The sequence below is a fragment of the Rhizobium sp. BR 250 genome (assembly GCF_047445855.1).
GTDB classification, from domain to species: Bacteria; Pseudomonadota; Alphaproteobacteria; order Rhizobiales; family Rhizobiaceae; genus Agrobacterium; species Agrobacterium tumefaciens_I.
In genome coordinates, this window is the sequence record NZ_JARWKW010000003.1 from 294,165 (window position 1) to 319,551 (window position 25,387).

General features: G+C 60.1%; 24 protein-coding genes. 16 read left to right on the forward strand and 8 right to left on the reverse strand.

Annotation, left to right across the window (positions count from 1 at the left end; translation table 11 throughout):
• The first annotated feature begins 92 nt into the window (after window positions 1–92).
• Window positions 93–581 carry a gluconokinase gene (locus QD336_RS06740; RefSeq protein ID WP_269342400.1) on the forward strand — a complete coding sequence of 163 codons (489 nt, stop codon included), beginning with the start codon at window positions 93–95 and terminating at the stop codon, window positions 579–581.
• Here QD336_RS06740 and QD336_RS06745 read toward each other — a convergent pair.
• The 7 genes from QD336_RS06745 to QD336_RS06775 form a co-directional block, all read right to left on the reverse strand.
• Complete coding sequence (locus tag QD336_RS06745) at window positions 578–1,879, reverse strand: NAD(P)/FAD-dependent oxidoreductase (protein WP_499169932.1); 1,302 nt, start codon at window positions 1,877–1,879, stop codon at window positions 578–580. The genes QD336_RS06740 and QD336_RS06745 overlap by 4 nt on opposite strands.
• Before the next feature lies 1 nt (window position 1,880).
• Complete coding sequence (locus tag QD336_RS06750; protein ID WP_499169933.1) at window positions 1,881–3,242, reverse strand: glutamine synthetase family protein; 1,362 nt, start codon at window positions 3,240–3,242, stop codon at window positions 1,881–1,883.
• A 273-nt stretch (window positions 3,243–3,515) separates the two neighbouring features.
• Entirely contained in the window at window positions 3,516–4,763 is a 1,248-nt protein-coding gene (locus QD336_RS06755; RefSeq protein ID WP_499169934.1) for an NAD(P)/FAD-dependent oxidoreductase, read from the reverse strand.
• 101 nt (window positions 4,764–4,864) lie between these two features.
• Window positions 4,865–6,505: an ABC transporter ATP-binding protein gene (locus tag QD336_RS06760; RefSeq protein WP_499169936.1), complete on the reverse strand. Its 1,641-nt coding sequence runs from the start codon at window positions 6,503–6,505 to the stop codon at window positions 4,865–4,867.
• Between the two features lie 5 nt (window positions 6,506–6,510).
• The gene (locus QD336_RS06765) at window positions 6,511–7,656 is read right to left on the reverse strand and encodes an ABC transporter permease (protein ID WP_499169938.1); all 1,146 of its coding nucleotides are present in this window, start codon (window positions 7,654–7,656) and stop codon (window positions 6,511–6,513) included.
• A complete protein-coding gene (locus QD336_RS06770) occupies window positions 7,656–8,750 on the reverse strand; it encodes a microcin C ABC transporter permease YejB (RefSeq protein ID WP_269341509.1) in 1,095 nt (364 codons plus the stop codon). The genes QD336_RS06765 and QD336_RS06770 overlap by 1 nt, the downstream gene beginning before the upstream one ends.
• 141 nt (window positions 8,751–8,891) lie before the next feature.
• On the reverse strand, window positions 8,892–10,736 hold the full coding sequence (locus QD336_RS06775) for an extracellular solute-binding protein (RefSeq protein ID WP_499169939.1): 1,845 nt from the start codon (window positions 10,734–10,736) through the stop codon (window positions 8,892–8,894).
• Window positions 10,737–10,936: 200 nt separating this feature from the next.
• Here QD336_RS06775 and mepA point away from each other — a divergent pair, with 200 nt between their 5' ends.
• From mepA to dapB, 4 genes are all read left to right on the forward strand, one after another.
• Window positions 10,937–11,998, forward strand: coding sequence for a penicillin-insensitive murein endopeptidase (gene mepA / locus QD336_RS06780; protein WP_269341507.1), 1,062 nt, complete (start codon window positions 10,937–10,939; stop codon window positions 11,996–11,998).
• Window positions 11,999–12,097: 99 nt separating this feature from the next.
• Window positions 12,098–12,481, forward strand: coding sequence for a methylglyoxal synthase (locus QD336_RS06785; RefSeq protein WP_269341506.1), 384 nt, complete (start codon window positions 12,098–12,100; stop codon window positions 12,479–12,481).
• Between the two features lie 21 nt (window positions 12,482–12,502).
• Entirely contained in the window at window positions 12,503–13,525 is a 1,023-nt protein-coding gene (locus tag QD336_RS06790; RefSeq protein WP_499169940.1) for a glucokinase, read from the forward strand.
• 135 nt (window positions 13,526–13,660) lie between these two features.
• On the forward strand, window positions 13,661–14,488 hold the full coding sequence (dapB, locus tag QD336_RS06795) for a 4-hydroxy-tetrahydrodipicolinate reductase (protein WP_499169941.1): 828 nt from the start codon (window positions 13,661–13,663) through the stop codon (window positions 14,486–14,488).
• A 9-nt stretch (window positions 14,489–14,497) separates the two neighbouring features.
• Here dapB and phnF read toward each other — a convergent pair whose 3' ends face one another.
• The gene (gene phnF / locus QD336_RS06800) at window positions 14,498–15,235 is read right to left on the reverse strand and encodes a phosphonate metabolism transcriptional regulator PhnF (RefSeq protein WP_269341504.1); all 738 of its coding nucleotides are present in this window, start codon (window positions 15,233–15,235) and stop codon (window positions 14,498–14,500) included.
• Between the two features lie 82 nt (window positions 15,236–15,317).
• Between phnF and phnG the strand changes: the two genes are divergently transcribed.
• The 11 genes from phnG to phnE (QD336_RS06855) all read left to right on the forward strand — a co-directional run bounded on the left by phnG (window position 15,318) and on the right by phnE (QD336_RS06855) (window position 25,190).
• On the forward strand, window positions 15,318–15,779 hold the full coding sequence (gene phnG / locus QD336_RS06805; RefSeq protein WP_499169942.1) for a phosphonate C-P lyase system protein PhnG: 462 nt from the start codon (window positions 15,318–15,320) through the stop codon (window positions 15,777–15,779).
• Complete coding sequence (phnH, locus tag QD336_RS06810) at window positions 15,779–16,387, forward strand: phosphonate C-P lyase system protein PhnH (RefSeq protein ID WP_499169943.1); 609 nt, start codon at window positions 15,779–15,781, stop codon at window positions 16,385–16,387. The genes phnG and phnH overlap by 1 nt, the downstream gene beginning before the upstream one ends.
• A 1-nt stretch (window position 16,388) precedes the next feature.
• Window positions 16,389–17,498: a carbon-phosphorus lyase complex subunit gene (locus QD336_RS06815; protein WP_499169944.1), complete on the forward strand. Its 1,110-nt coding sequence runs from the start codon at window positions 16,389–16,391 to the stop codon at window positions 17,496–17,498.
• Window positions 17,499–17,631: 133 nt separating this feature from the next.
• A complete protein-coding gene (locus QD336_RS06820) occupies window positions 17,632–18,534 on the forward strand; it encodes an alpha-D-ribose 1-methylphosphonate 5-phosphate C-P-lyase PhnJ (protein ID WP_496154739.1) in 903 nt (300 codons plus the stop codon).
• On the forward strand, window positions 18,531–19,307 hold the full coding sequence (phnK, locus tag QD336_RS06825) for a phosphonate C-P lyase system protein PhnK (protein WP_004439249.1): 777 nt from the start codon (window positions 18,531–18,533) through the stop codon (window positions 19,305–19,307). The genes QD336_RS06820 and phnK overlap by 4 nt, the downstream gene beginning before the upstream one ends.
• A 67-nt stretch (window positions 19,308–19,374) precedes the next feature.
• Window positions 19,375–20,082, forward strand: coding sequence for a phosphonate C-P lyase system protein PhnL (gene phnL, locus QD336_RS06830; protein ID WP_499169946.1), 708 nt, complete (start codon window positions 19,375–19,377; stop codon window positions 20,080–20,082).
• Window positions 20,079–20,696 carry a transferase hexapeptide repeat family protein gene (locus QD336_RS06835; protein WP_499169948.1) on the forward strand — a complete coding sequence of 206 codons (618 nt, stop codon included), beginning with the start codon at window positions 20,079–20,081 and terminating at the stop codon, window positions 20,694–20,696. Before phnL ends, QD336_RS06835 begins: the two co-directional genes overlap by 4 nt.
• A 236-nt stretch (window positions 20,697–20,932) precedes the next feature.
• Window positions 20,933–21,793, forward strand: a complete 861-nt coding sequence (gene phnC / locus QD336_RS06840; protein ID WP_499169949.1) for a phosphonate ABC transporter ATP-binding protein — start codon at window positions 20,933–20,935, stop codon at window positions 21,791–21,793.
• Between the two features lie 85 nt (window positions 21,794–21,878).
• Complete coding sequence (gene phnD, locus QD336_RS06845; protein WP_060722755.1) at window positions 21,879–22,784, forward strand: phosphonate ABC transporter substrate-binding protein; 906 nt, start codon at window positions 21,879–21,881, stop codon at window positions 22,782–22,784.
• 70 nt (window positions 22,785–22,854) lie between these two features.
• Window positions 22,855–23,841: a phosphonate ABC transporter, permease protein PhnE gene (phnE, locus tag QD336_RS06850; RefSeq protein ID WP_499169951.1), complete on the forward strand. Its 987-nt coding sequence runs from the start codon at window positions 22,855–22,857 to the stop codon at window positions 23,839–23,841.
• On the forward strand, window positions 23,841–25,190 hold the full coding sequence (gene phnE, locus QD336_RS06855) for a phosphonate ABC transporter, permease protein PhnE (RefSeq protein WP_499169953.1): 1,350 nt from the start codon (window positions 23,841–23,843) through the stop codon (window positions 25,188–25,190). Before phnE (QD336_RS06850) ends, phnE (QD336_RS06855) begins: the two co-directional genes overlap by 1 nt.
• The last annotated feature ends 197 nt before the right edge of the window (window positions 25,191–25,387 follow it).

Consider the following 25,387-nt stretch of genomic DNA (forward strand, 5'->3'; position numbering starts at 1 on the left):
AATTTAAGGTTCCCGCCACCCGCCGCACATGGTAGGGGCTGACCGTCGAAACAGAAACATTCGAGGTTCGGGTGACACAGGCAATTGTCGTGATGGGAGTGAGCGGCTCTGGGAAGTCCACGGTCGCGGAAGCAGTAGCTGAGAAACTGGGCGTTGCCTTCATAGAGGGCGACAAGCTTCACCCGAAATCCAATGTCGATAAGATGTCCGAGGGCATTCCGCTGACGGACGAAGATCGCTGGCCGTGGCTCGACCTGATCGGTGCGGAACTGCGCAAGGGTAGCGAAGGCAAGGGTGTCGTGGTTTCCTGCTCCGCACTCAAGAAAATCTATCGCGACCGTCTTCGCGAAGCGACCGGTGGTCCGCTCGTTTTCATCTATCTGGACGGCAGCCTGGAGCTGCTTAGCCGGCGTATGGGTGAACGCAAGGGCCATTTCATGCCGCTCTCGCTGCTTCAGACCCAGCTTGCCACGCTGGAAGTGCCGACCGGCGAGCCGGGCGTCGTAACCGTCAGCATCGACACCACACCCGAAGAGATCACCGCAAACGCGCTTGCCGGCCTGAAGACGGTAACGTTCTAGAGCCCCAGCTTGTCTCTCAAGCCGTACCACCATGCGCCGAGCACGGTCAGCGGCACGCGGAACGTCTTGCCGCCGGGGAACGGGTAGTTCGGCAGCGAACTCCAGATATCGAAACGTTCGGCGTGGCCGGCAACGGCCTCGCCCAATATCTTGCCGAGCAGATGGGTGGTCGTCACCCCATGGCCGCTGTCGCCGTGTGAGAAGTAGATATTATCCGAAAGCTTGCCCATATGCGGGATGCGCGTCAGGGTCAGCGCGAAGTTACCACTCCAGGCGAATTCGATCCTGGTCTTTTCCAGTTGCGGAAAGGTCTTCAGCATGTTCGGCCGGATCACACCCGTCAGGTCGGTCGGGTCGCTGCCACCATAACCGATGCCGCCGCCATAAAGCAGGCGGTTATCCGACGTGCGGCGGTAATAATCGAGAATGTAATTGGCATCCTCGACGCAATAATTGGCAGGCAGAAGGGCCTCGATCAGGTCGGCATCAAGCGGCTCCGTCGCCATGACCTGGCTTGAGACCGGCATCATCCGCTCGCCGATTTCCGGCAGCAATGTTCCGAGATAGGCATTGCCGCAGACGAGAACATATTTCGCCTTCACGCTGCCCGTCGCCGTGCGCACGATGGGATTGGCGCCCTGCTCCACCGCGATGACGCGGGAGTTTTCGAATATACGGGCTCCAAGGCTTTCGGCCGCCGCGGCCTCACCCTGCACCAGATTGAGGGGGTGGATGTGGCCACCGAAGCGGTCGATCATGCCGCCGGCATAACGGTCGGTCTTCACATAATGGCCGACATCCGCCTTGGAGACCATTTCGAGACCGCCATGGCCGTGTTTTTCCCAATGGGCTTTGTGAGCCTCCATTTCGCGGATCTGCTTCGGCGTAAAGGCGGCGAAGAAACCGCCATCGATGAGATCGCAGTCGATGCCGTATTTGGCGACGCGACCCCGGATGATCGCGCCGCCTTCCAGCGACATTTCTCCGAGCTTCACCGCCTTTTCGTGGCCGTAACGTCGGGCGATGGTTTCGAGATCACGGCTATAGCCATTGACGATCTGGCCACCATTGCGGCCCGAAGCGCCGAAGCCGACCCGCACGCCTTCCAGAACGATGACGGAATAACCACGTTCACTGAGTTCCAGCGCGGCGGAAATGCCGGTGAAACCGCCACCGATGATGCAGGCATCGGCTTCCAGCGTCCCCTCCAGCGAGGGCCGCACGGTTTTCACATTGGCGGAGGCAGCATACCACGACGATGTATGACCGGGATTTGGAATATTCGTTACCTCAGCCATCTCACACCGTCCTGATATAGGCGTCATATTCGACGTCGGTTACACGCAGGGAAAATTCGGAAAGCTCCTGCTGTTTGCAGGCGGAAAACAACGTGCGGTACTTCTGGCCAAGCGTTGCATAGGCAAAACTCGAACGCGTGAAGCGCTGCAACGCGTAATCCCAGTTGGTGGGAAGCGGTTCGTGATTGATCGCGTGGCTGTCGCCGGCGATCGCGCCGCCGGGCTGGCGCTTCTCCTTCATGCCCGCGAGTGCGGCGCTGAGGATCATCGCGAGGACCAGATAGGGATTGGTATCGGCACCGGCCACCCGATGCTCGATACGTGTCGCCGCCTTGCTGGCAACGATCACGCGCACCGCCGCCGAGCGGTTATCGATGCCCCAGGAGGCATAGGTGGGAGCGTGTTCGCTGGGGGTCAGGCGGCGATAGGAATTGGCATGGGGTGCGAAGATCGCCATGCTCTCCCCCATATTTTCCAACAGGCCGCCGACCGAATGCATCAGCGCATCCGAAGGGCCGTCTTCCCCGGCATAGATATTCCTGCCGTCCTTGTCGATAACGGAAAAATGCACATGCATGCCGTTGCCGGCCTGTAGCCCATAGGGCTTGGCCATGAAGGTGGCGTCAAGTTCATGCCGCCGCGCCACGCCCTTGACGATACGTTTCAGGAAGACTGCGAAATCGGCCGCCTGCAGGGCATCCGGCACATGATTGAGGTTGATCTCATATTGCCCGGGGCCATTCTCCCGCAGCGTCGTATCGGCAAGCACGCCCTGGGCGCGGCAGGCTGTCGCGATATCATGGAAGACATCCTCGAAATCCTGCAATTCGGAAATCGACAGAACCTGCGTCTGGCCGGTGTGCCAGCGCCCCTCACGGCTATGCGGCGGGCGCACCGGATCAAGCGCCGAGCGAACGGGATCGATCAGGTAAAATTCAAGTTCGGTGGCTACGACCGGCGTGAGGCCAGCTTTTTTATAGGCGTTCAGAACCTGCGACAGAACATGGCGCGGATCCCCGTAAAAGCCGGTTCCATCCGGGTTTTTCATCGCCAGCAGAACCTGCGCCGTCGGACGGCCAAGCCATGTCACCCGCGACAGCGTGCCGGGAACGGGGAAACAAAAGCCGTCCGGATCACCCGTGCCTTCGGCGAGACCTGCGGCGTGCACATCCCTGCCCCAGATATCCAGCGCATAAACGGATCGCGGGATCGCCATTCCCTTTTCAAGCACGTCGATTGCCCGTTCGCGCGGAATCCATTTGCCGCGCGGAACGCCGTTCGCGTCTATGACAAAAGCTTCGAGAATTTCGATATCGGGGTTATCGGCGAAAAATTTCTTTGCGTTTTCAATATCATCCATCATGCACCAGCAAGCCGTTTCCATCTCGTTTCATGCGCAGCGAGTTTCGCTAACGAAAGTCGTCCTGCTGCTGATAGATGAGAAACCTCGCCACCATGATGACGTTTGCCCCTTTTCCCCTTTGCATGGGACCATGTTACGTGGCCTGTCACAGGAAGGCCAGCGGATTTAGTGCGGCGCAGATAAAAACGGAATCGTTCCGCCGCTCTAAGTTTTTGTTTGAGCATCGGATTTTCCGAAAACCATACTACACTTTTCGGTCCGATGCTCCGGCTATCAGGGATTGAACCTTTCCGGACGATAGGCATTGATGGCGATAACCGGCGCTTCTCCCAGCATGGTTTCTGCCAGAACACGGCCGGTGATCGGCCCAAGCGTCAGACCGTGATGGGCATGGCCGAAGGCGAACCACAGGGTCTTGTGGCGCGGCGCCTTACCGATGATCGGCATCATGTCCGGCGTGCAGGGCCTGGCACCCATCCACGGCTCCGCATCCAGCCTGCCGCCGAGGGGAAAGACGGTGCGGGCAACCCGTTCCGCCCGCTCGATCTGTACCGGGGATTTTGGCGCATCGCGTTCGGCAAATTCCGCACCGGTCGTCAGGCGGATGCCTTTTCGCATCGGCGCCAGGAAATAACCGCGCTCCGCGTCGATCAGCCAGTTGTTGAGCTTTGTGCCTTCCTGCGGCGCATAATGCATGTGGTAACCGCGCTTCACGCCGAGCGGGAAGCGATAGCCCAGCCTTTCCGTCACCGTGTCCGCCCAGGGGCCAAGCGCCACGACGGCATGTTCGGCCTCCACAGCGCTTGTCTCGGTGCGCACCGTCCAGCCGCTAACCGTCTGGCTGAGGGTGGAGGCATCACCCCGGACAAAGGTTCCGCCAAGGCTTTCGAACAGTTTGACATAGGCAAGCGTCAGCGCGTGCGGATCGCGTACTGACCAGGGATCATTCCATTTCAAGCCGCCGACGAAATCACGGCTGAGATACGGTTCGGCCGTAGCCAGTTCCTCGGCATCGAGTTTCGAGTAGGAAATGCCGTGGTCGCGGTGGAGACCCTCGGCAACGGCATAATCGGCGTCCCGCCTTGCGGCGGTCCTGTAGGCCGTCATCCAACCGTTTTTCACGATCAGATCGCCAGCCTTCGCCTCGTCGATCAGGATACTGTGCTCGGAGACCGAATGTTCGATCAACGGTGTATAGGCGCGGGCAATCGCGGCATGTCGCAAGGTTGCGGAATTATACCAGTAACGGCCGAGGAAAGGCGCAATCCTCGGCAGGGCCGAGAGCCGATAACGGACATCGATCCTGTTGTTCAGCGAATAGCGCAGCAGCAGCGCAAGGTCGTGCGTGAAGCCATAAGGTACCACGCCCTCTCTCTGGATCAGCCCGGCATTGCCGAAAGAGGTCTCTTCGCCCGGCCCGCGCCGGTCCACCAGCACCACCGATTTGCCCCTTCGGGCCAGTTGCAAAGCGACGGAGACCCCGATGATCCCCGCTCCCAAAACGACCACATCCGCTGCCATCGCAATCAATCCGTTTCCCAGTCACGCTTACCGCAACATGGGTCGGCGTTTTCCGCGAAGCAACAGAAAAATCATTGCCTTAATGGAAAATGCGATGCGTCTTACTGGCTGACCGCTTTCGTTTTCACCGCCTCGATGTTGAAGGCGGCTGCCAGCAGCGCCTTGGTATAGTCCTGCTGCGGATTGGCGAAAATCTCTGCCGCCGGACCGCTCTCCACCACCTTGCCGTGGCGCATGACGATCAGGTCGTTGGCGAGCGCCTTCACCACCTTCAGGTCGTGGCTGATGAAGAGGTAGGCGAGTTCATGCTTCGCCTGGAGATCGCGCAGCAGATCGACCACCTGCGCCTGCACGCTCATGTCGAGTGCGGATGTCGGCTCGTCCAGCATGACGAAACGGGGTTTAAGCACCATGGCGCGGGCAATGGCAATGCGCTGACGCTGGCCGCCGGAAAATTCATGCGGATACCGCCAGCGGGTCGCCGGATCGAGGCCCACCTCTTCCAGTGCGATCGCAACACGCGTATCGCGCTCGTCGGCGGAGAGAGAACGCTCGTGTACCTTCAGGCCCTCCGCAATGATTTCGCCCACCGACATGCGCGGGCTGAGCGAACCATAGGGGTCCTGAAACACCACCTGCAGCCGGTTCCTCAGCGGCTTCATCATCTCATAGGAATAGCTGTCGATCGACTGGCCGATGAAGCTGATGCGGCCCTGCGAGGCAATAAGCCGCGAGAGCGCGAGACCAAGCGTCGTCTTGCCGGAGCCGGATTCGCCCACCACGCCCACGGTCTGGCCGGCACGCAGGGTAATATCGATACCGTCCACCGCCTTCACATGGTCGACCACCCGGCGCATCAGTCCCGCCTTGATCGGGAACCAGACCTTGATGTCGTCACCCTGCATGACCACCGGTTTGCTCGCATCGGAATGCGGCGGCTCGCCCTTCGGCTCGGCAGCCAGCAAATGGCGCGTATAGGCGTGCTGAGGATCGGTAAATACCTGCTCCACCGTGCCGGTCTCGACGATCTTGCCCTTGGTCATGACGCAGACGCGGTCGGCAAATTTGCGGACGATGCCAAGATCGTGGGTGATGAACAGCATGGACATGCCGTGCTGCGTTTTCAGATCACCGAGCAGTTCCAGGATCTGCGCCTGCACCGTCACGTCGAGCGCAGTGGTCGGCTCGTCGGCGATCAGCAGTTTCGGCCGGTTGGCTAGCGCCATGGCGATCATCACACGCTGCCGCTGGCCACCCGACAGTTCGTGCGGATAGGCCTTCAGCCGCTTTTCCGGCTCGCGGATGCCGACCTGTAATAACAGTTCCAGCGTTCGCGCCCGCGCCTCTGCCCCGGTGATGGCCTGATGCAGTTCCAGTATCTCGCCGATCTGCCGCTCGATGGTGTGGAGCGGGTTGAGCGAGGTCATCGGCTCCTGGAAGATCATGGTGACGTCGTTGCCACGCACGGCACGCAGCGCCCGTTCCGGCAGGGTCAGCATGTCCTTGCCGTCGAACAGGATTTTGCCCGACGGGTGGCTCGCCGCCGGATAGGGCAGCAATTTCAAGATGGAATTCGCCGTCACCGATTTGCCGGAACCGGATTCCCCGACAAGGGCGACGACCTCGCCCGGCATCAGGTCGAAGGAAACGTGGTCGACAGCGACGCTGGTCGCGCCACCCTGATGGAAGGCGACGGAGAGATCACGGACGGAGAGAAGCGGCTGGATATTTGTTTCCGTCATGGCGATCACCGGAACGTCTTGCGTGGATCGAAGGCGTCGCGCACCGCTTCACCCACGAAGATCAACAGCGAGAGCATGATGGACATGGTGAAGAAGGCGGTGAGGCCGAGCCAGGGCGCCTGAAGGTTGTTCTTGCCCTGCGCGATCATCTCGCCCAGAGACGGTGATCCCGGCGGCATGCCGAAGCCGAGGAAATCGAGCGAAGTGAGCGTGGTGATCGAACCCGAAAGGATAAAGGGCAGGAAGGTCAGCGTCGCCACCATGGCGTTGGGCAGAAGATGGCGGAACATGATCGTCCAGTTGCCGACCCCGAGTGCCCGGGCAGCACGGACATATTCGAAATTTCTGGCCCGCAGGAATTCGGCACGGACAATGCCAACGAAGCCGACCCATGAAAACAGCAGCATGATGCCAAGCAGCACGAAGAAGCCCGGCGGCAGGATGGCCGCGATGATCAGCAGGATGTAAAGCACCGGCATGGACGACCAGATTTCTATGAAACGCTGGAGAAGCAGGTCCGTCCAGCCGCCGAAATAACCCTGAATGGCGCCGGCCGTGACGCCGACGAGGGCCGAGGCGATGGTCAGCGTCAGGCCAAACAGCACGGAGATGCGAAAGCCGTAGATCATTCGTGCCGTAACATCACGCGCCTGATTGTCGGTTCCGAGCCAGTTGAGATTGCCAAGCGTGCAGCCGGGATCGGCGTTGCCTTGCGGGTAGGCCGAGCAGCGCTCCTTTTCATCCATCAGCCAGAAGGGTGCCGTGGGTGCCGAATGCGGAATATTGGAATTCACCGTCTGATAGGAATAACGGATCGGCGGCCAGATCATCCAGCCATTGGCGTTGATCTCGTCCTGAATGAAGGAGGACTTGTAATCGGTCTGGGCCAGGAAGCCGCCGAATTTCTCCTCCGGATAATCTACCATGACCGGCACCAGAAGCTCGCCCTTGTAGGAGGCGAGAATGGGTTTGTCATTGGCGATGAATTCCGCCATCAGGCTGAGGAAAAACAGGATCAGGAACAGCCAGAAGGACCAGTATCCGCGGCGGTTCGCCTTGAAATTCTGCCAGCGGCGCTTGGTCGTCGGCGAAAACCACGGGCGCTTCGGCTTTACCAGCGTTTCGGTTCCGGCGGGATGGGCAAGCGTCATCACACGTCCCTCCGCTCGAAATCGATGCGCGGATCGATCCACGTGTAGATCAGGTCGGACAGGAGGCCGACGACGAGGCCCATCAGCGAGAAGATGAAGAGCGTGCCGAAGACGATCGGATAATCACGGTTGACGACCGAGAGATAACCGAGACGACCGAGACCATCCAGCGAGAAGATATTCTCGATCAGCAGCGAGCCGGTGAAGAAGGCCGAGATGAAGGCGCCCGGAAAACCGGCGATCACGATCAGCATCGCGTTGCGGAAGACATGGCCATAGAGAACCCTGCGTTCGGTAAGGCCCTTGGCGCGGGCGGTGACGACATATTGCTTCTTGATCTCGTCGATGAAGGAATTCTTGGTCAGAAGCGTCGTCGTCGCGAAGGCCGAAAGGGAGAGCGCGATCAATGGCAACGTTAGGTGCCAGAAATAGTCGATAATCTTCTGCCACCAGTTCAACTGGTCAAAATTATCAGAGACCAGACCGCGCAGCGGAAACCAGTCGAAGAACGACCCGCCGGCAAAAAGAACGATGAGCAGGATGCCGAAGAGGAAGCTCGGCACCGCATAACCGATGATGATGATGCCCGATGTCCAGACATCGAAGGTCGAACCATCCGACACGGCCTTCTTGATGCCGAGCGGAATGGAGATGATGTAGGAAATGATCAGGATCCAGAAGCCGAGCGACGCCGAGACCGGCAGCTTGTCGATGATGAGATCGATCACCGACGAGTTGCGGAAGAAGCTGTCGCCGAAATCGAAGCGGATGTAATTCCACATCATTTCAAGAAAACGGGTGAGCGGCGGCTTGTCGAAGCCGAACTGTTTTTCGAGCTTCTTGATCAGCTCCGGATCAAGACCCTGGGCGCCGCGATATTTCGAGCCGCTTTCATCGAAACCACCGGACTGACCCATAAGATCGCCGCCGCCCGAGAGCCGGTCGGAGGCGCTATCCCCTTGCCCGGTCAGCTGCGCCACGACCTGTTCCACCGGCCCGCCCGGCGCGAACTGGATGACGAGAAACGAAATGCCCATGATGCCGACGATCGTCGGGATCATCAGTGCCAGACGTCTGAGGATATAGGCGCCCATCAGCCTCTGCTCCCGGCCGTTACGCCAGCGGTTTTCGTTTCAGTCAAACCCGGTCCTTTCGTGAAAGCGCCTTGCGTACGCTCCAAGCGATTCGTCTCGCCCTATGTGAATCAAGCCTTCGCCGCGAAAGCAAGGCCAGCCTCAGTTCCCGGCCTGGCTGGACCACCACGCGTCCGGAAAACCGACGCCATATTCGGGCAGGTTTTCAGGGCGGACGAGGGTGTTCCAGTAGGCGATGAACATCTCGCCACGGTAAAATTGCGGAATGACATAGCTGTTTGCCAGAAGCACCCGGTCGAGCGCGCGGGCGGCGGCCACCTGTTCATCCCGGTTGGGCGCAAATATGACCTTCCGGACCAATGCATCAACGGCCGGGTTCTTGATGCCGGCGACGTTGTTGGAACCCTGCCGGTCGGCTGCTGCCGAACCCCAGAAATCCGCCTGCTCGTTTCCGGGATTGGCCGACGTCGCCCAGAGCTTGATCGTGACGTCGAAATCGAAGCTGCGGGTACGGTTGGTATATTGTGAGGCGTCGACGGTGCGGATGGTGGCGTTGATGCCGATCTTCTTCAGGTTCTGGACATAGGGAAGAATGGTTCTTTCCATACCGGAGGAATCGATCAGAAACTCCATATCCAGCTGCTGGCCGGTTGCCGCATTGACCATGCGGTTGCCGCGCAGCTCGTAACCGGCCTCCTTCATCAGCTTCACCGCTTCGCGCAGATTATCGCGCTGCTTGGTGGGATCACCGGCCACCGGGTTGCGATATTCCGTCGTGAAGACTCCCGGCGGGACCTGATCTTTCAGCTCCTGAAGAATTTCCAGCTCACGGCCGGTCGGCAGGCCGGAGGAGGCAAGTTCGCTGCCCATGAAGAAGCTGTTGATGCGCTGGAACTGACCGTAAGCCAGCGTGCGGTTCAGCTCTTCGAAATCGAACGCGTAGTTCAGTGCCTTGCGCAGGTTGGGGTTCTGGAACTTCTCGCGCCGCATGTTCGGCACGAAAGCCTGCATGATGCCGACGGAGCGATAGATATTCGGCAACTCCTCTTTCTTAACGCGGCCTTCCTTCACGGCCGGAAAATCATAACCCGTGACCCAGCGGCTGGAGGAAGCTTCCTGCCGGAAATCGATGGTGCCGGACTTGAAGGCCTGGAATTCTACGTCCTGATCGGCAAAGAAAGTGTAGGCGATGGTTTTGAAATTGTTCATCCCCACATTCACATTGACGTCCTTGCCCCAGTAGTCGTCACGGCGCTCATAGGTGACGGACGAGCCGGGAGAGACGGCTGCGATCTTGTAGGGGCCGGAGCCCATGACCGGCTCCAGGGTGCCGCGCGATATGTCGCGCGGTTTGCCGTCCGGGCCGGTGCCTTCCCACCAGTGCTTGGGAACAATCAGCAATTGCCCGACGATCTGCGGCAATTCGCGATTGTTCTTTTCATCGAAGGTGAAGGTGATGTCTCTTTCGCCGCTCACTTCCGCTTTGGTGACGTGGGTATAATAGGTCGAGAGTTGTGGGCTCAGATCCTTCGCTTTTTCGAAGCTGAAGACGACATCCTCCGGCGTCACCGGCTTGCCATCGGCCCATTTGGCGTCCTGCCGCAGCCGGAACGTCGCCTTCGCAATATCGTCGGGATAACTCACGCCCTCGGCCAGCAAACCATAGGAGGCCGAAAGCTCCTCTTCCGTCGACTTCATCAGCGTATCGTAAACCAGTGAAAGGCCCGTCGCCCTTTCGCCCTTGGCGAGCAGCGGGTTGAGCGTATCGAAAGTGCCTGATGTCGACAGGCGCAATGTGCCGCCCTTCGGCGCCTTGGTATTCACATAGTCGAAATGGTCGAAACCATCAGGATGTTTCAGCTCCCCGACCGTCGAAATCCCCTTTCGCCAGACATCCGCTGACTGGGCGGAAGCCGCCGCCGGTATCAGCAGGGCAGATGCCGTAAGAGCGATAAGGATACGGGATTTCAGTGGTGCCAATATCATCGGGGAATGTCCCTGTTTTTGTGCTTGCTGGAGAGAGCATAAAAGAAAGATTGGCAAAAAACAGATGCGCTGCCTCACAAGCTCTTTATCAGCGTCTTTATCCCCGCTTTGCGAGGACCAGGCGAAACATGGTTTCAACAAAATCCCGTTCCAGTTTACTCTTGGGGGAAGAGAATCACCTGATCGGACGGGCAGGCTATATGACGGCGGGATCAACAAGAGTTTTCAAGGCGGCCATGCTGGCGATGTCGGTCGTCTCGGCGCTGCAATTGCAAATCGAGACCGCATCGGCTGAAGACAGGCCCGCGAAAGAAGTGTTTGGCCACATGGCCCTACCTTCCGCCACAGGCTCACAGCCGATCGGCTCCTATGCCAAGGGTTGCCAGTCCGGCGCCATCGCCATGCCGACGGACGGTCCCGGCTGGCAGGCCATGCGCCTGTCGCGCAACCGGCGCTGGGGCCAGCCGCAGCTGATTTCCTTCCTTGAGCAATTTTCGCAGGACGCCCAGAAGATCGGCTGGCCGGGATTGCTGCTCGGCGATATTTCCCAGCCGCGCGGCGGCCCGATGCTGACCGGCCATGCCTCGCACCAGATCGGCCTCGATGTCGATGTGTGGTGGCGGCCCATGCCCACCCCCCGGCTGACCGTGGAACAGCGCGAAACGGTGCCTTTCATCTCGATGCTGGACAAGAGCAAGTTCCTGACGGTGGATGACCGCAAATGGTCGCCGCTGAATGCCCGCCTGGTGATGATGGCGGCAAGTTACCCGCAGGTGGAGCGTGTCTTCGTCAACCCGGCCATCAAACAGAAGCTCTGCCAGACATGGACTGGCGACCGCACCTTCATGGGCAAGATCAGGCCGATCTATGGCCATGACGAGCATTTTCACATCCGTCTCGAATGCCCGCCCGGCGCTCCCAATTGCAAACCGCAGGCCTCCGTCGGCAAAGGCGATGGCTGCGACAAGTCGCTTGCCTGGTGGTTCAGCAAGGAACCATGGGCGCCGCCGAAGAAGGACCCCAATGCCAAGCCGGTGAAACCGCGCCCGGTCATGGTCTCCGACCTGCCCTCGGCTTGCGCCGCCGTGGCCGCCGCCCCTTCCGCCAATCCCGAGGGTCTTGCCGCCCAGGCCTATTCGCCGGCACCGTCTCAGGCCCCGGCCGCACGCCAGCAAAGCGTGGAACAGGTCATTCAGGCCGCGCCCGCCATGCAGCCGCCGTCGGATATTCCGCTTCCCGCCCAGCGTCCGACATTGAACTGAAACAGAAATGAGGCATTCAACAGCTTCCCTTTTCAAATGGCGGCAAGCTGTTATAGAAGGCTTCAAATCGATTTAATTCTTTGAGGACAGGCTGGGATCATGGAAGGGCAACGCTGTATCGCGCTCATCGCGCACGACGAGAAAAAGGACGATATGGCGGCTTTTGCCCGTCATCACCAGAAGACGCTTGCCAAGTTCAAGATCGTCGCCACCGGCACCACCGGCGGGCGCGTGCAGGAAGCCTGCCCGGGGCTTGATGTCATTCGCCTTAAAAGCGGTCCGCTCGGCGGCGACCAGCAGATCGGCGCGATGATCGCCACCGGCGAAGTTGACATGCTGATCTTCTTCACCGACCCGCTGACGGCCATGCCGCATGATGTGGACGTGAAGGCGCTGACGCGTCTTGCCACGGTTTACGACATTCCCATGGCGCTCAACCGCGCCACCGCAGAAAACCTGATCGACTTCCACCTCGCCGACTGACCCACCAATATGGAACAGGCAATGCCGAAGACGTCCGATACCGAATATCTGTCCTTCCCCATCCTTCTTGGCGACATCGGCGGCACAAATGCCCGCTTTTCCATTCTGATCGATTCCTTTGCGGAACCTGTGCACCTCACCACGGTGAAGACGGCGGAATATCCGACGATCGATGACGCCATCCAGCAGGCGGTTCTGGACAAGACCTCGCTCCAGCCGGTCTCGACCATTCTTGCAATTGCCGGCCCCATCGAAGGCGACGAAATTCCACTCACCAATTGCCACTGGGTCGTCAAGCCAAAGGGTATGATTGCCAATTTGGGCCTGAAGGATGTCATCGTCATCAACGATTTCGAGGCGCAGGCTCTGGCGATTGCGGCTCTTGACGACGATAATCGCGAGGCCATCGGTTCCGGCAAAAAAGACGTGCTTGCATCGCGCGTCGTCCTTGGACCGGGCACGGGGCTCGGCGTCGCCGGGCTGGTCTATGCCCGCCATATGTGGTTCCCGGTGCCTGGCGAAGGTGGCCACATCGATATCGGCCCGAGAAGCGCGCGCGACTATGCGGTTTTCCCGCATATTGAAACCATCGAAGGCCGCGTTGCAGGTGAGCAGATCCTGTGCGGACGTGGACTGGTCAATCTTTACCGCGCCGTTTGCAAGGCTGACGGCATTGACGCCGTCTTCTCCGATCCGGCCGATATCACCTCACACGGGCTTTCCGGCCAGAACCCGCAGGCGAAAGAAACGCTCTCGCTGTTCAGCACCTATCTCGGCCGCGTGGCGGGTGACCTTGCGCTGATCTTCATGGCCAAGGGCGGCGTTTATCTGGCCGGCGGCATTTCGCAGAAGATCATTCCGGCGCTGAAGAGCCCGGAATTCCGGGCCGCGTTCGAGGACAAGGCGCCGCACAGTGCGCTGATGCGGACCATTCCGACCTTCGTCGTCACCCATCCCCAGGCAGCGCTTTCCGGCCTCGCCACTTATTCCAGAACCCCTTCCGATTTCGGTCTGGCGCTGGACGGCCGGCGCTGGAGAGCCTGACCGCTTTCGAACGGCCGGCCCTTTAAATGTGATGCTTGCGAAGCGGGCGGACGGTCTTTAACGTCGCGGCAGCAAACATCAAACATCCGATACCGGCGGGTTCCGATCCGCCCGACATGAGAAGTGAGTGACAGCATGGGCAGCAGCGGTATGAAACTGGTGGTGGTCGGCGCGGCGGGCCGCATGGGACAGGCGCTGATCCGCCTCATTCACCAGACGCCGGGTGTCCAGCTGCATGCCGCGGTGGCGCGCGAGGGTTCGGCATTTGTCGGCCGCGATGCCGGTGAAATTGCCGGTCTCGGCCCCATTGGCGTTGAAATCACCAGCGATCCGCTGCAGGCCTTTCTGCATGCGGAAGGGGTGATCGACTTCACCGCGCCGGCAACCAGCGTCACCTTTGCCGGGCTTGCCGCACAGGCTCGCATCGTGCACGTCATCGGCACGACCGGCTGCTCACCGGAAGACGAAGAAAAATTCAAGGCGGCGTCGCGCCATGCCCGCATCGTCAAGTCAGGCAATATGAGCCTCGGCGTCAACCTGCTCAGCGTTCTCACACAACAGGCCGCGCAGGCGCTGGATGCGCAGAACTGGGATATCGAAATTCTGGAAATGCACCACAAGCACAAGGTGGACGCGCCCTCGGGCACGGCGCTGCTGCTGGGCGAAGCGGCCGCCGCCGGCCGCAAGGTCGATCTCACCGCCTCATCCGTGCGCGTGCGCGACGGCCATACGGGCGCGCGTGAGACCGGCACCATCGGTTTTGCCACGCTGCGTGGTGGCTCGGTGATCGGCGAACATTCAGTGATCTTCGCCGGCGAAGGCGAACGCGTCGAGCTTTCCCATTATGCCGGCGACCGCTCCATCTTCGCACGCGGCGCGATCACGGCAGCCGTCTGGGCGTTCGACAAGAAGCCGGGCTTCTATTCGATGCTGAATGTGCTGGGTCTGTCACAGGCGGAGTAAGCCTCCCGCTTAATTTTCGACCGTGAATTCGACCGTATCGGCCGAGAAGCGGCTGACGGCATATTGCACCGGCACGCCATCCATGTCTGCATTTAATGCCTGGGTGACAAGCAGGATGGCCCCGGGCGATAGCTCGAGATCGGCCAGATCCTGCGTATCCGCGTGGACAGCAGAAATGACAGTGGAAATGCGCACGTAGTCCGCCACGCCAAGCATCTTGAAAGCGGCCGTGATCGAGCCGCTTTTCTGATAGGCCTCACCTATTCCGGCAAAACGATCCGCCGGGAACCATGTGGTCGAACGGGACACAGGACGGGTGTCCGCCTTGCGCAGGGTCTCCAGACGAACGAGCGGCGCACCGGCCGACAATTGCAGCCGTGCTGCCAGATCGGCACTTGCCGGCTCGGTCGTGTGGGAAAGAAGCAGCGCCTCCATCTCCTTCACCTGATCGCCGATGCCTGCCGTAAATCGCGTGCGCAGCGAAATCGGAAAGCTCAGACGCTCCTTGCGGGCGATCATCGTGCCGCGTCCCTGCATCGGCTCGAGAATGCCTTCGCTTGCCAGCGCGGCAATGGCACTTCGGACGGTATGGCGGTTCACGCCGAATTTTTCGGCCAGCGTCATCTCCGGCGGCAACATGCCGGTTTCGTCGTGATCGCCAGCCGCAATCTCGCCTCTGATCCGGTCGGCAATCTGCCGCCAGAGCGCCACGCCGTTCTTTCTTTTCATCGCTGCTGCAGGGCTCATGTCACACGCTTGTCATTCACGGACGTTAATTGTAGCTTATATTGTATAGTTGTCTATATCAATAGACATTAGAGGTCAAGCGATGAATAACGAAGCTGCGAATATACACGGCGAAAGGAAACGGGTGGCGGCGCTTCTTGCCCGCGCCACCGTTCAGGAACTTGAAACGGTCTGGAACCGGCAGGATGCCAGTCCGCAGACGGAAACCGTGCGGGGCCCGGAAACAGGCCTCGTCATGGTCAAGGGCCGTATCGGCGGTGGCGGTGCGCCTTTTAATCTCGGTGAAACCACCGTCACCCGCGCGACCGTCAAGCTAGCCTCGGGAACGGTCGGTCATGCGCATGTTCTCGGCACCGGCCGCAAGAAGGCCTGGTATGCCGCAGTTTTCGACGCGCTCTGGCAGGAAAGCCCGACCCGGAACTTCATCGAGACCGAGCTTCTTTCGCCGGTCGAAAAAAGACTGAGCGAAGAGAAGGAACGAAAAACACGGGAAACCGCAGCCACGCGGGTCGATTTCTTCACCATGGTTCGAGGAGAGGACTGATGAGCGCCAAGGCCGAAGCATTGACGGGCGGCTTTTCCAACGCCGTCTTCGATTCCCAACGGATTTTCAAGAAGCTGATGGACGGTATGGCCCGTCCGGGCACGCCGCAGACGATCGAAACGGCGGTCGCGCCGCCGCTGCCGCTCGCCGTTGCCACCGGTGCTGTTCTGCTGGCGCTCTGCGACCACGACACGCCAGTCTGGCTGAGCAGCGCGCTGCGCAAGAGTGCGGTGCCGGGCTGGATCGGATTTCACACCGGAGCGGTTACGACGGAAGAAAAAGGGACTGCGCATTTCGCCGTCATCGAAGCGGGAAGCGCCATCGCATCCTTCGGTCTCTTCGCACAGGGAAGCCAGGAATATCCCGATCGCTCCACGACGCTCATCATCGAATTGCCCGATCTGGACGGTGGGCGGGAATTGCTGCTCTCCGGCCCCGGCATCCGCCACGTCAACATCATCAGCCCCTCCGGCCTGCCGGGTATTTTCCCAAGGCTTTGGGCGGAGAACAACGCCATCTTCCCGCGTGGCGTCGATGTCATCCTGACGGCCGGCGATAAATTTGTCTGCCTGCCGCGTACGACGCGCATCAAACCCGTGGAGGCATAAGATGTATGTTGCTGTCAAAGGCGGGGAAACCGCCATCGCCAATGCCCACCGGCTGCTGGCCGACCAGCGGCGCGGAGACCGCGACCTGCCCGCCATGTCTGTGGCGCAGATCGTCTCGCAGCTCTCGCTCGCCGTAGACCGGGTGATGGCGGAAGCCTCACTCTACGATCAGTCGCTTGCGGCCCTTGCCGTCAAGCAGGCACGCGGTGACATGATCGAAGCCATCTTCCTGCTGCGCGCCTATCGCACCACCTTGCCGCGTTTTGGCTATTCGGTGCCGGTGGATACCGCGAAGATGGCGGTGCAGCGCCGTGTTTCCGCCACCTACAAGGATTTGCCCGGCGGGCAATTACTGGGTCCGACCTTCGATTACACCCACCGCCTGCTTGATCCCTCGCTCCTCGAAGACGAGGCCGTCGAACCCGCCACCCAGCGGGAAGGCGAACCGGAATATGTCATGCGCGTTTCCGATATCCTCGCCCAGGAAGGGCTGATCGAAAGCGACGGCGACATGCCGGACGATCATATTGCCGGCGACCTGACGCGGGAACCGATGGAGTTTCCAATGCCGCGCGACCTGCGCCTGCAATCGCTGGCGCGTGGTGATGAGGGTTTTCTTCTGGCGCTCGCCTATTCGACGCAGCGCGGTTATGGCCGCACCCATCCCTTCGTCGGCGAAATCCGCATTGGTGAAGTGGAAATCGAGCTGGAGATGCCGGAACTTGGCTTTTCCGTCTCGCTCGGCGACATCAAGGTCACCGAATGCCAGATGGTCAACCAGTTCAAGGGTTCAGCCAAGGCACCGCCGCAATTCACCCGCGGTTACGGTCTGGTCTTCGGCCAGAGCGAGCGTAAGGCGATGGCCATGTCACTCGTCGACCGGGCGCTGCGCGCCGGCGAATTCGGCGAAGATGTCGTTGCCCCCGCTCAGGACGAGGAATTCGTCATCTCACACGCCGACAACGTGCAGGCGACGGGTTTCGTCGAGCATCTGAAACTGCCGCATTACGTGGATTTTCAGGCCGAACTCGGTCTGGTCAGAAAGATGCGCGCCGATTTCGAGGCGATCAATGCCAATGGCGCGGAATGGATAAGCGATGCGGCCGAATAGCTCAGCGGCTGTGCTGCTCGCCGAACCAGTAGGCGCAAAAGACGGTCGATGCTGCAAAGACAGCAAAGAACACGGCTGCAAGAATTCCAATCTCCATGAGCTTGTACTCCTTTTTTCACAAGGTTAACGCGCAATGCTTAAAGAAGTTTCATTTGACGACGGGCTGGCTGCCTACAACTTCGCCTATCTGGACGAACAGACCAAGCGGATGATCCGCCGGGCGATCCTGAAAGCCATCGCCATTCCCGGTTATCAGGTTCCCTTCGCTTCCCGTGAAATGCCCATGCCCTATGGCTGGGGCACCGGGGGCGTGCAGTTGACCGCCTCCATCCTCGGCCCTGATGATGTGCTGAAGGTCATCGACCAGGGGGCCGACGACACCACCAACGCCGTTTCCATCCGCGCCTTTTTCCAGAAGGTGGCTGATGTGGCCGTCACCACTCGCACGAAGGATGCGACGATCATCCAGACGCGGCACCGCATTCCGGAAGAGGAACTGCATTCGGGTCAGGTGCTGGTCTATCAGGTTCCGATCCCCGAACCCTTACGCTTCCTCGAGCCGCGCGAGACAGAGACCCGCGTCATGCATGCGCTCGAAGAATATGGCCTGATGCACGTCAAGCTTTATGAGGATATCGCCCGCAACGGCCGCATCTCCACCACCTATGCCTATCCGGTTAAGGTCGCCGGGCGTTACGTGATGGACCCCTCGCCGACGCCGAAATTCGACAATCCGAAAATGCATCTCTCGGACGCCCTGCAGCTGTTCGGCGCCGGGCGCGAAAAACGAATCTACGCCGTGCCGCCCTATACAGACGTCGTCAGCCTCGATTTTGAAGATCATCCCTTTGAAATCCAGCGCTTCGACAAGCCCTGCGCGCTCTGCGGCGGGGAGAATGTCTATCTCGACGAGGTGGTGCTGGATGACAAGGGCGGACGCATGTTCGTCTGCTCCGATACCGACCATTGCGAAGACCGCCGTGCCCATGGCCACAAGGGCCACCTGCTGGCGGATGTGAAGGAGGCCGCAGAATGAGCGACGCACCGCTTCTGAAAGTCCGGGACGTTTCCAAATATTACGGTGACCGCGCCGGTTGCCGCAACGTTTCCTTCGAGCTTTATCCGGGCGAGGTGCTGGCGATCGTCGGTGAATCCGGTTCCGGCAAGACCACGCTTCTCAACTGCATTTCCACCCGGCTGATGCCCACCGCCGGCAGCGTGGAATATCGCATGCGCGATGGCTCCATGCGTGATCTCTACCATATGGGCGAGGCCGAACGGCGTTTTCTGATGCGCACCGACTGGGGTTTCGTGCACCAGAACCCGGCGGACGGCTTGCGCATGGCGGTATCTGCCGGCGCCAATGTCGGCGAGCGGCTGATGGCCGTTGGCAACCGGCACTATGGCAATATCAGGCAATCGGCCAGCGAATGGCTGGAGCGGGTGGAAATCGGCACCGACCGTATCGACGACCAGCCGCGCGCCTTTTCCGGCGGCATGCGCCAGCGCCTGCAGATCGCCCGCAACCTCGTCACCTCGCCGCGCCTCGTCTTCATGGACGAACCGACCGGCGGCCTCGATGTCTCGGTGCAGGCACGCCTGCTCGATCTGGTCCGCGGCCTCGTCAACGATCTCGGCCTTGCCGTCGTCGTCGTCACCCATGATCTGGCGGTTGCGCGTCTGTTATCCCATCGCATGATGGTGATGAAGGGCGGCGACGTCATCGAACATGGCCTCACCGACCGGGTGCTGGACGATCCGCGCGAGCCCTACACGCAATTGCTTGTTTCCTCCATTTTGCAGGTCTAGCCGCGTCGCTCCGAAAAGTGGTCCCCGGTTTTCGGATAAAATCACGCGCAGGAAGAAAGAATCCACCATGACGACGCCACTCATCGTTTCGGAAGTCTTCAAAAGCTTCACCATGCATCTTCGCGACGGCATCGAGCTGCCGGTCGTCCGCGATGTCAATTTCTCCGTTTCCGGCGGCGAATGCGTCGTTCTCGGCGGCCCGTCGGGCATCGGCAAAAGCTCGATCCTGAAAATGCTCTATGGCAATTACGCCATAGACAGCGGACAGATTCTCATCCGCCATCAGGGTGAGGTCATCGATATGGGCAATGCCTCGCCGCGCACGATCCTCGCTATCCGCCACCGCACTATCGGTTATGTCAGCCAGTTCCTGCGCACCGTGCCGCGTGTCGCGGCCATCGACGTCGTTGCCGAACCGCTTCTGGCGCGCAAGGTTGCCGCCGAAGATGCGCGCGAGCAGGCGGCCATGCTGCTTTCGAAACTAAACCTGCCGCAGGAATTGTGGTCGCTGCCGCCGGCGACCTTTTCGGGCGGTGAGCAGCAACGCGTCAATATTGCGCGCGGCTTCATCACCGACCATGCGATCCTGCTTCTCGACGAGCCCACGGCCTCGCTCGACGCTACCAACCGGCGCGTGGTGGTCGACATGATCAGGGAGAAAAAAGAGAAGGGCACGGCCCTGCTCGGCATCTTCCACGACGAGGAGGTGCGCGAAGCCGTTGCCGACCGCATTCTCGACGTCTCGCAATTCTCTCCGCGAAAGGCAGCGGCATGAGCGTCAAGGTCGGTCTCGAACCCGTCATCCACGAAAGTGCCCGTGTCACCAAGTCCTCGATCGGCCGCTATACCGAAATTTCGGAGCGCTGCCGCCTCGAGGAGGTCGAGATGGGCGACTACTCCTATGTCATGCAGGATGGCACAATCTGGTGCGCCACCATCGGCAAATTCGTCAATATCGCCGCCTCCGTGCGCATCAACGCCACCAACCATCCCATGCAGCGGGCGACATTGCACCATTTCACCTATCGCGCCCGCAGCTACTGGGACGATGCGGAAGACGAGACGGACTTCTTCGCCGCCCGCCGTGCCAAACGGGTGGTGATCGGCCACGATGTCTGGATCGGCCATGGCGCGACGATCCTGCCTGGCGTCACGGTCGGCAACGGCGCGGTGATCGGCGCAGGCGCGGTCGTCTCCAAAGATGTGGCACCCTACACCATCGTCGGTGGTGTACCCGCCCGACTGATCCGCGAACGGTTCCCGGCCGAACTGGGCGGGCAAATGGATGAGCTGAAATGGTGGGACTGGGACCACGCCTCGCTGCGCGTCGCCCTGGACGACTTCCGCAATCTGGCGGCAGAGGATTTTGTCGCGAAATATGGCGGGTGAAATCTCCTTCTGCTGAAACTCATGCAAATCCCGGGGCAAGGCTCCGGGATTTTTGTTTCTACGCCTTTAAAGGACGCGCAGATTTCAGCGCAGCGGGATACCTCCCGAAAGCTTTGTCGGCAAACAGGCGCGAGCCGCACCCCGGAAATCTGTAATATTTTATTCATCAAACTGACATTCGTACTTCACGCACCACTGTTACGTGGAACCCCGTCAAAAGAAGATTGGACGGGGAAATGAGCTTTCACCTGAAGCAAGTCACGCGCCGTTTCGGCAACCACACTGCGGTCGATTCCGTGAATGTCGAAATCCCGCAGGGTCAGATGGTCGGCGTGATCGGGCGCTCTGGTGCGGGAAAATCGACGCTGCTGCGCATGATCAACCGCCTCGTCGATCCCTCCTCGGGTTCCATTCATTTCAACGACACGGAAGTCTCGGCGCTGAAGGGTGCGGCTCTGCGCAACTGGCAGCGCGACTGCGCGATGATCTTCCAGCAGTTCAATCTGGTGCCGCGCCTCGACGTTCTTACCAACGTCATGCTCGGCCGTCTCAACCACCGTTCGACGGCGCTCAGCCTCTTCAACATCTTCACCCATGAGGAGCGGCTGATGGCGATTGTCGCGCTCGAGCGGCTCGGCATCGAGCATGTGGCCATGCAGGCGGCTGGCACGCTTTCCGGCGGCCAGCAGCAGCGTGTCGCCATTGCGCGTGCGCTGATGCAGTCCCCGAAGATGGTGCTGGCCGATGAGCCGATCGCCTCGCTCGACCCCCTCAATGCCAAGATCGTGATGGACGCGCTGCGCGACATCAACGAGCGCGAAGGCATCACCGTCATCACCAACCTGCACACGCTGGATACGGCACGCAATTATTGCGAACGCATCATCGGCATGTCTCAGGGTCGCGTCGTCTTCGACGGGACGCCCGCGGAGTTGACTGCCGCCGCCGTTACCGAGATTTACGGAACCGATTCACAAGGCTCCGGCATCGACGAGACCATGACCTCGACCAGCATCAATATTCCCGGCGCGCAGCTTGCCGCGCGTCCGGTGCAACAATCTGCCGGTCCCGAACCGCTCGCTCTCGCCGGGCTCTGAGGAACCGCTCAGCATCGTTTGCGCCCGCGTCAAGGGCCGACACTTCACAACAAACTCCGGCTCGCCGGGAAACAGGAGAAAGTCCATGTTGAAGAAAGTCCTTCTTTCGGCAGTCGCCCTTGGCGTTCTGGCCGGTTCCGCCATGGCTCAGGACGTCAAGGTTCTGCGCATCGGTCTCGACGGTTCCGAAAACGAAGCCGACCAGATCCGCAACACCAAGTGCGTTGCCGATGGCCTCAAGGCTGCAACCGGCGTTTCCGAAGTTCAGGTTTTCCCGTCGCCGGACTATAACGGCGTTATCCAGGGCCTGCTCGGCGGCACCATCGACATCGCTTCCATGGGCGCATCCTCCTACGCCAAGATCGCTCTGGCCGACCCGAAGGCCGTTGACCCGATCCTGACCACGGCTGGCGCCGATGGTTCGACCGGTTATTACACGATCATGGTTGCCCGCAAGGACAGCGGCATCAAGACGCTGGCTGACGCCAAGGGCAAGAAGATCGGCTTCGCCGACCCCGACTCCACCTCCGGCTTCCTCGTTCCGAACGTGGCTATTCCGAAGGAAACCGGCGTTCCGGTCAAGGAATATTTCTCCGAAACCGGCTTCGGCGGCGGTCATGAGAACCTCGTTCTCGCCGTTCTCGACAAGAAGTTCGACGTTGGCACCACCTTCGGTTCGGGCGTTGGCAAGTGGGAAGAAGGCTATACCGCCGGCAACCTCTACCAGATGGTCAAGAAGGGCAACCTCGATATGGACGATATCGTCGAAGTCTGGAAGTCGCCGCTGATCCCGAACGGCCCGCTGATGGTCACCAACAAGCTCGGCGACGCGATGAAGCAGAAGGTCGAAAACTTCTTCATGGAACTGCCGAAGAAGGACCTCGCATGCTTCCAGGGCTTCACCCAGGGCAAGAACACCGCCTACATCAAGGTCGACCCGTCCTTCTACCAGACGATCATCGACGCCCGTAAGTCCGTTATCGGCGGCTGATCCTGAGATCATATCCGGAAGCGGCGGTGCCTTGCGGTGCCGCCGCTTTTGCCAATAAAGGAAAAGCGGCATGGCGACCACCCTGCACCATGATACCCTCGCGCCCGAGGGGTTGAGCGCATCGTCCAAGACGATCATGCGTCACTATCAACAGCAGCTTGCGACACGACGGGTTTATACCGTCATTTCGCTCGTGATCTTTCTCGTCATCCTCGCCGCCTCACTGAATTTCGCCAATGCGGCCAATTCGGGCAAATTCTTCGAGCGCCTGCCCTATTTCTTCGATTTCATGAAGACCTTCGTGCCGGAGAGCCCGCTGGAAATCTTCCGGGCGATGTTCGACCTGCCGTCGCCCTATGCGGATGGTTCGCTGAAATATAATTATGTCGCGGATCGCGTTTACATCACCGACGGCTTCTACATCCCGCATTTCATCTACCAGCTGATCATCACGCTCAATATCGCGCTGGTCTCGACAATCATCGGTACCGGTTTCGCCTTCGTGCTCTGCTTCTTCGCCTCCACCAATCTCGTTGGCGCCGGCCTCGTGCGCTGGGTGGTGCGCCGGGTGATGGAAGTGCTGCGCGCCTTTCCCGAAATCGTTGTCGCCGGGTTGCTGACCGCCATCCTGTCCATCGGCCCGATCGCGGCCATCATCGCGATTTCGGTTCATACGATCGGTGCACTCGGCAAGCTCTTCTTCGAAGTGGTGGAAAATGCCGACATGAAGCCGGATGAAGGCCTGCGCGCCGCAGGTGCCAACTGGCTGGAGCGGGTGCGTTTCGCCATCGTGCCGCAGGTTCTGCCCAATTTCGTCTCCTACGCGCTGCTGCGCGCCGAAATCAACGTGCGCGCCTCCACCATCATCGGCGCCGTTGGCGGCGGCGGCATCGGCGAGGTCTTCCGGCTTTCGATCGGCAACGATCACGCATCGAAGACCTATGCCATCATCATCCTGTTGCTGATCACCATCATCGCTGTCGATCAGTTTTCCGGCTGGTTGCGCCGCAAGCTGATCGGCCATCAATCCTTCGAATTCGGACGGGGAGCGGCCTGATGTCGTCCAGCTTCATTCTCAACACCGCCGAGCGCGAAAGACTGACGGCCGCGCATCCCGAAGTGTTCAATCGCAGCTTCATGCAGCGATACGGCCTGCTGACCGGCCTTGTCATCATCGCCATCTATCTCATCGGCTGCTTTTTCTTCTTCAATGTCGGGCCGGCTTTCATGCAGGGTCGGTGGGACCGCGCTTCGAGCTATATTCAGGACTGGTATTCCTGGCGCGCCCAGCCACGCCTGCGTTTCGCAGACGACAAGGTTGAGCCGCAATGGTCAAGCCGCGGCCAATATCCCGCCGATGCGAAGATCGACTGGTTGCAGCCCCTGCCGGGCGGCGGCTACAGTGTGGTCTATGTCGGTACGCAAAACCGCCTCGACGTGACCCCGACCCGGGTGGATGTTTATGTCGACGGCAAGAACTACCCCGTCATCATCAATGACGATGCGGCGGTCGCGCCGGAGGGCCTGCCAGACGAAATCCAGCAGGACGGCAAGAAGGTCCTCGTGCATTACGGTTTTGCCGGTCAGGCGGAAATCCGCACCAGTCAGGTCTATGTGCAGCGTCGCTTCCTCGGATGGGCGAATTTCCTGTTCGACACCAAATCGGAATTCTGGGGCAAGGGTTATGGCGAACTTGCCGCTCTTGCGCTCTGGGAAGACAGGCTCGATCCCGAGCGCTCCAATATCGGCCACATGGCCGATGATTTCCTCGACAATAGCGTCTGGCAACATGCCGATATTCTTTCCAAGCTGCTGCAGACACTGGTAATGGCATTCGTCGGTACGCTGTTCGGCACGCTTGTCGCCCTGCCGCTCGCCTTCATCGCCGCCCGCAATATCACCGCCAACAAAGCCGCCAATTGGGGCATGAAGCGTCTGTTCGACTTCCTGCGCTCCATCGACATGCTGATCTGGGCGCTGTTCTTCACCCGCAGTTTCGGCCCCGGACCAATCCCCGGCATTGCCGCGATCTTCTTCACCGACACCGGGGCGCTCGGCAAGGTCTATGCCGAGGCGCTGGAGAATGTCGACGACAAGCAGCGTGAGGGCGTCAAATCCGTCGGCGCCTCCCCCATTGCCGTCAATCGCTTCGGTGTGTTGCCGCAGGTTCTACCGGTCTTCATTTCCCAGTCCCTCTATTTCTGGGAAAGCAACACCCGCTCCGCCACGATCATCGGTGCGGTGGGCGCCGGCGGCATCGGCCTGAAACTGCTGGAAGCAATGGGCACCAATGCCGACTGGGACAAGGTGGCCTATATGGTTCTACTCATCCTGTTCGTGGTTTTCCTGTTTGACCATATTTCGAATTCACTGCGTTCGCGCCTGATCGGAAAAACGCATCACTAAGGCTAAGGGAGCGGGATGACAAAAGTCGCAACGACGACCGTCATCCCACCCCGAACACTCGCGCAGTCCTGATGCTCGCACGGTCCCGATGAATGCCGGCGACATCTCTTCCCCTATCTTTCCGCGATCTCTGTCGGCGCCTTCAGCCTATTTGGGATGCTTGCCGCATTGCCTGCGCTTTTTTCCTTCGACATCAT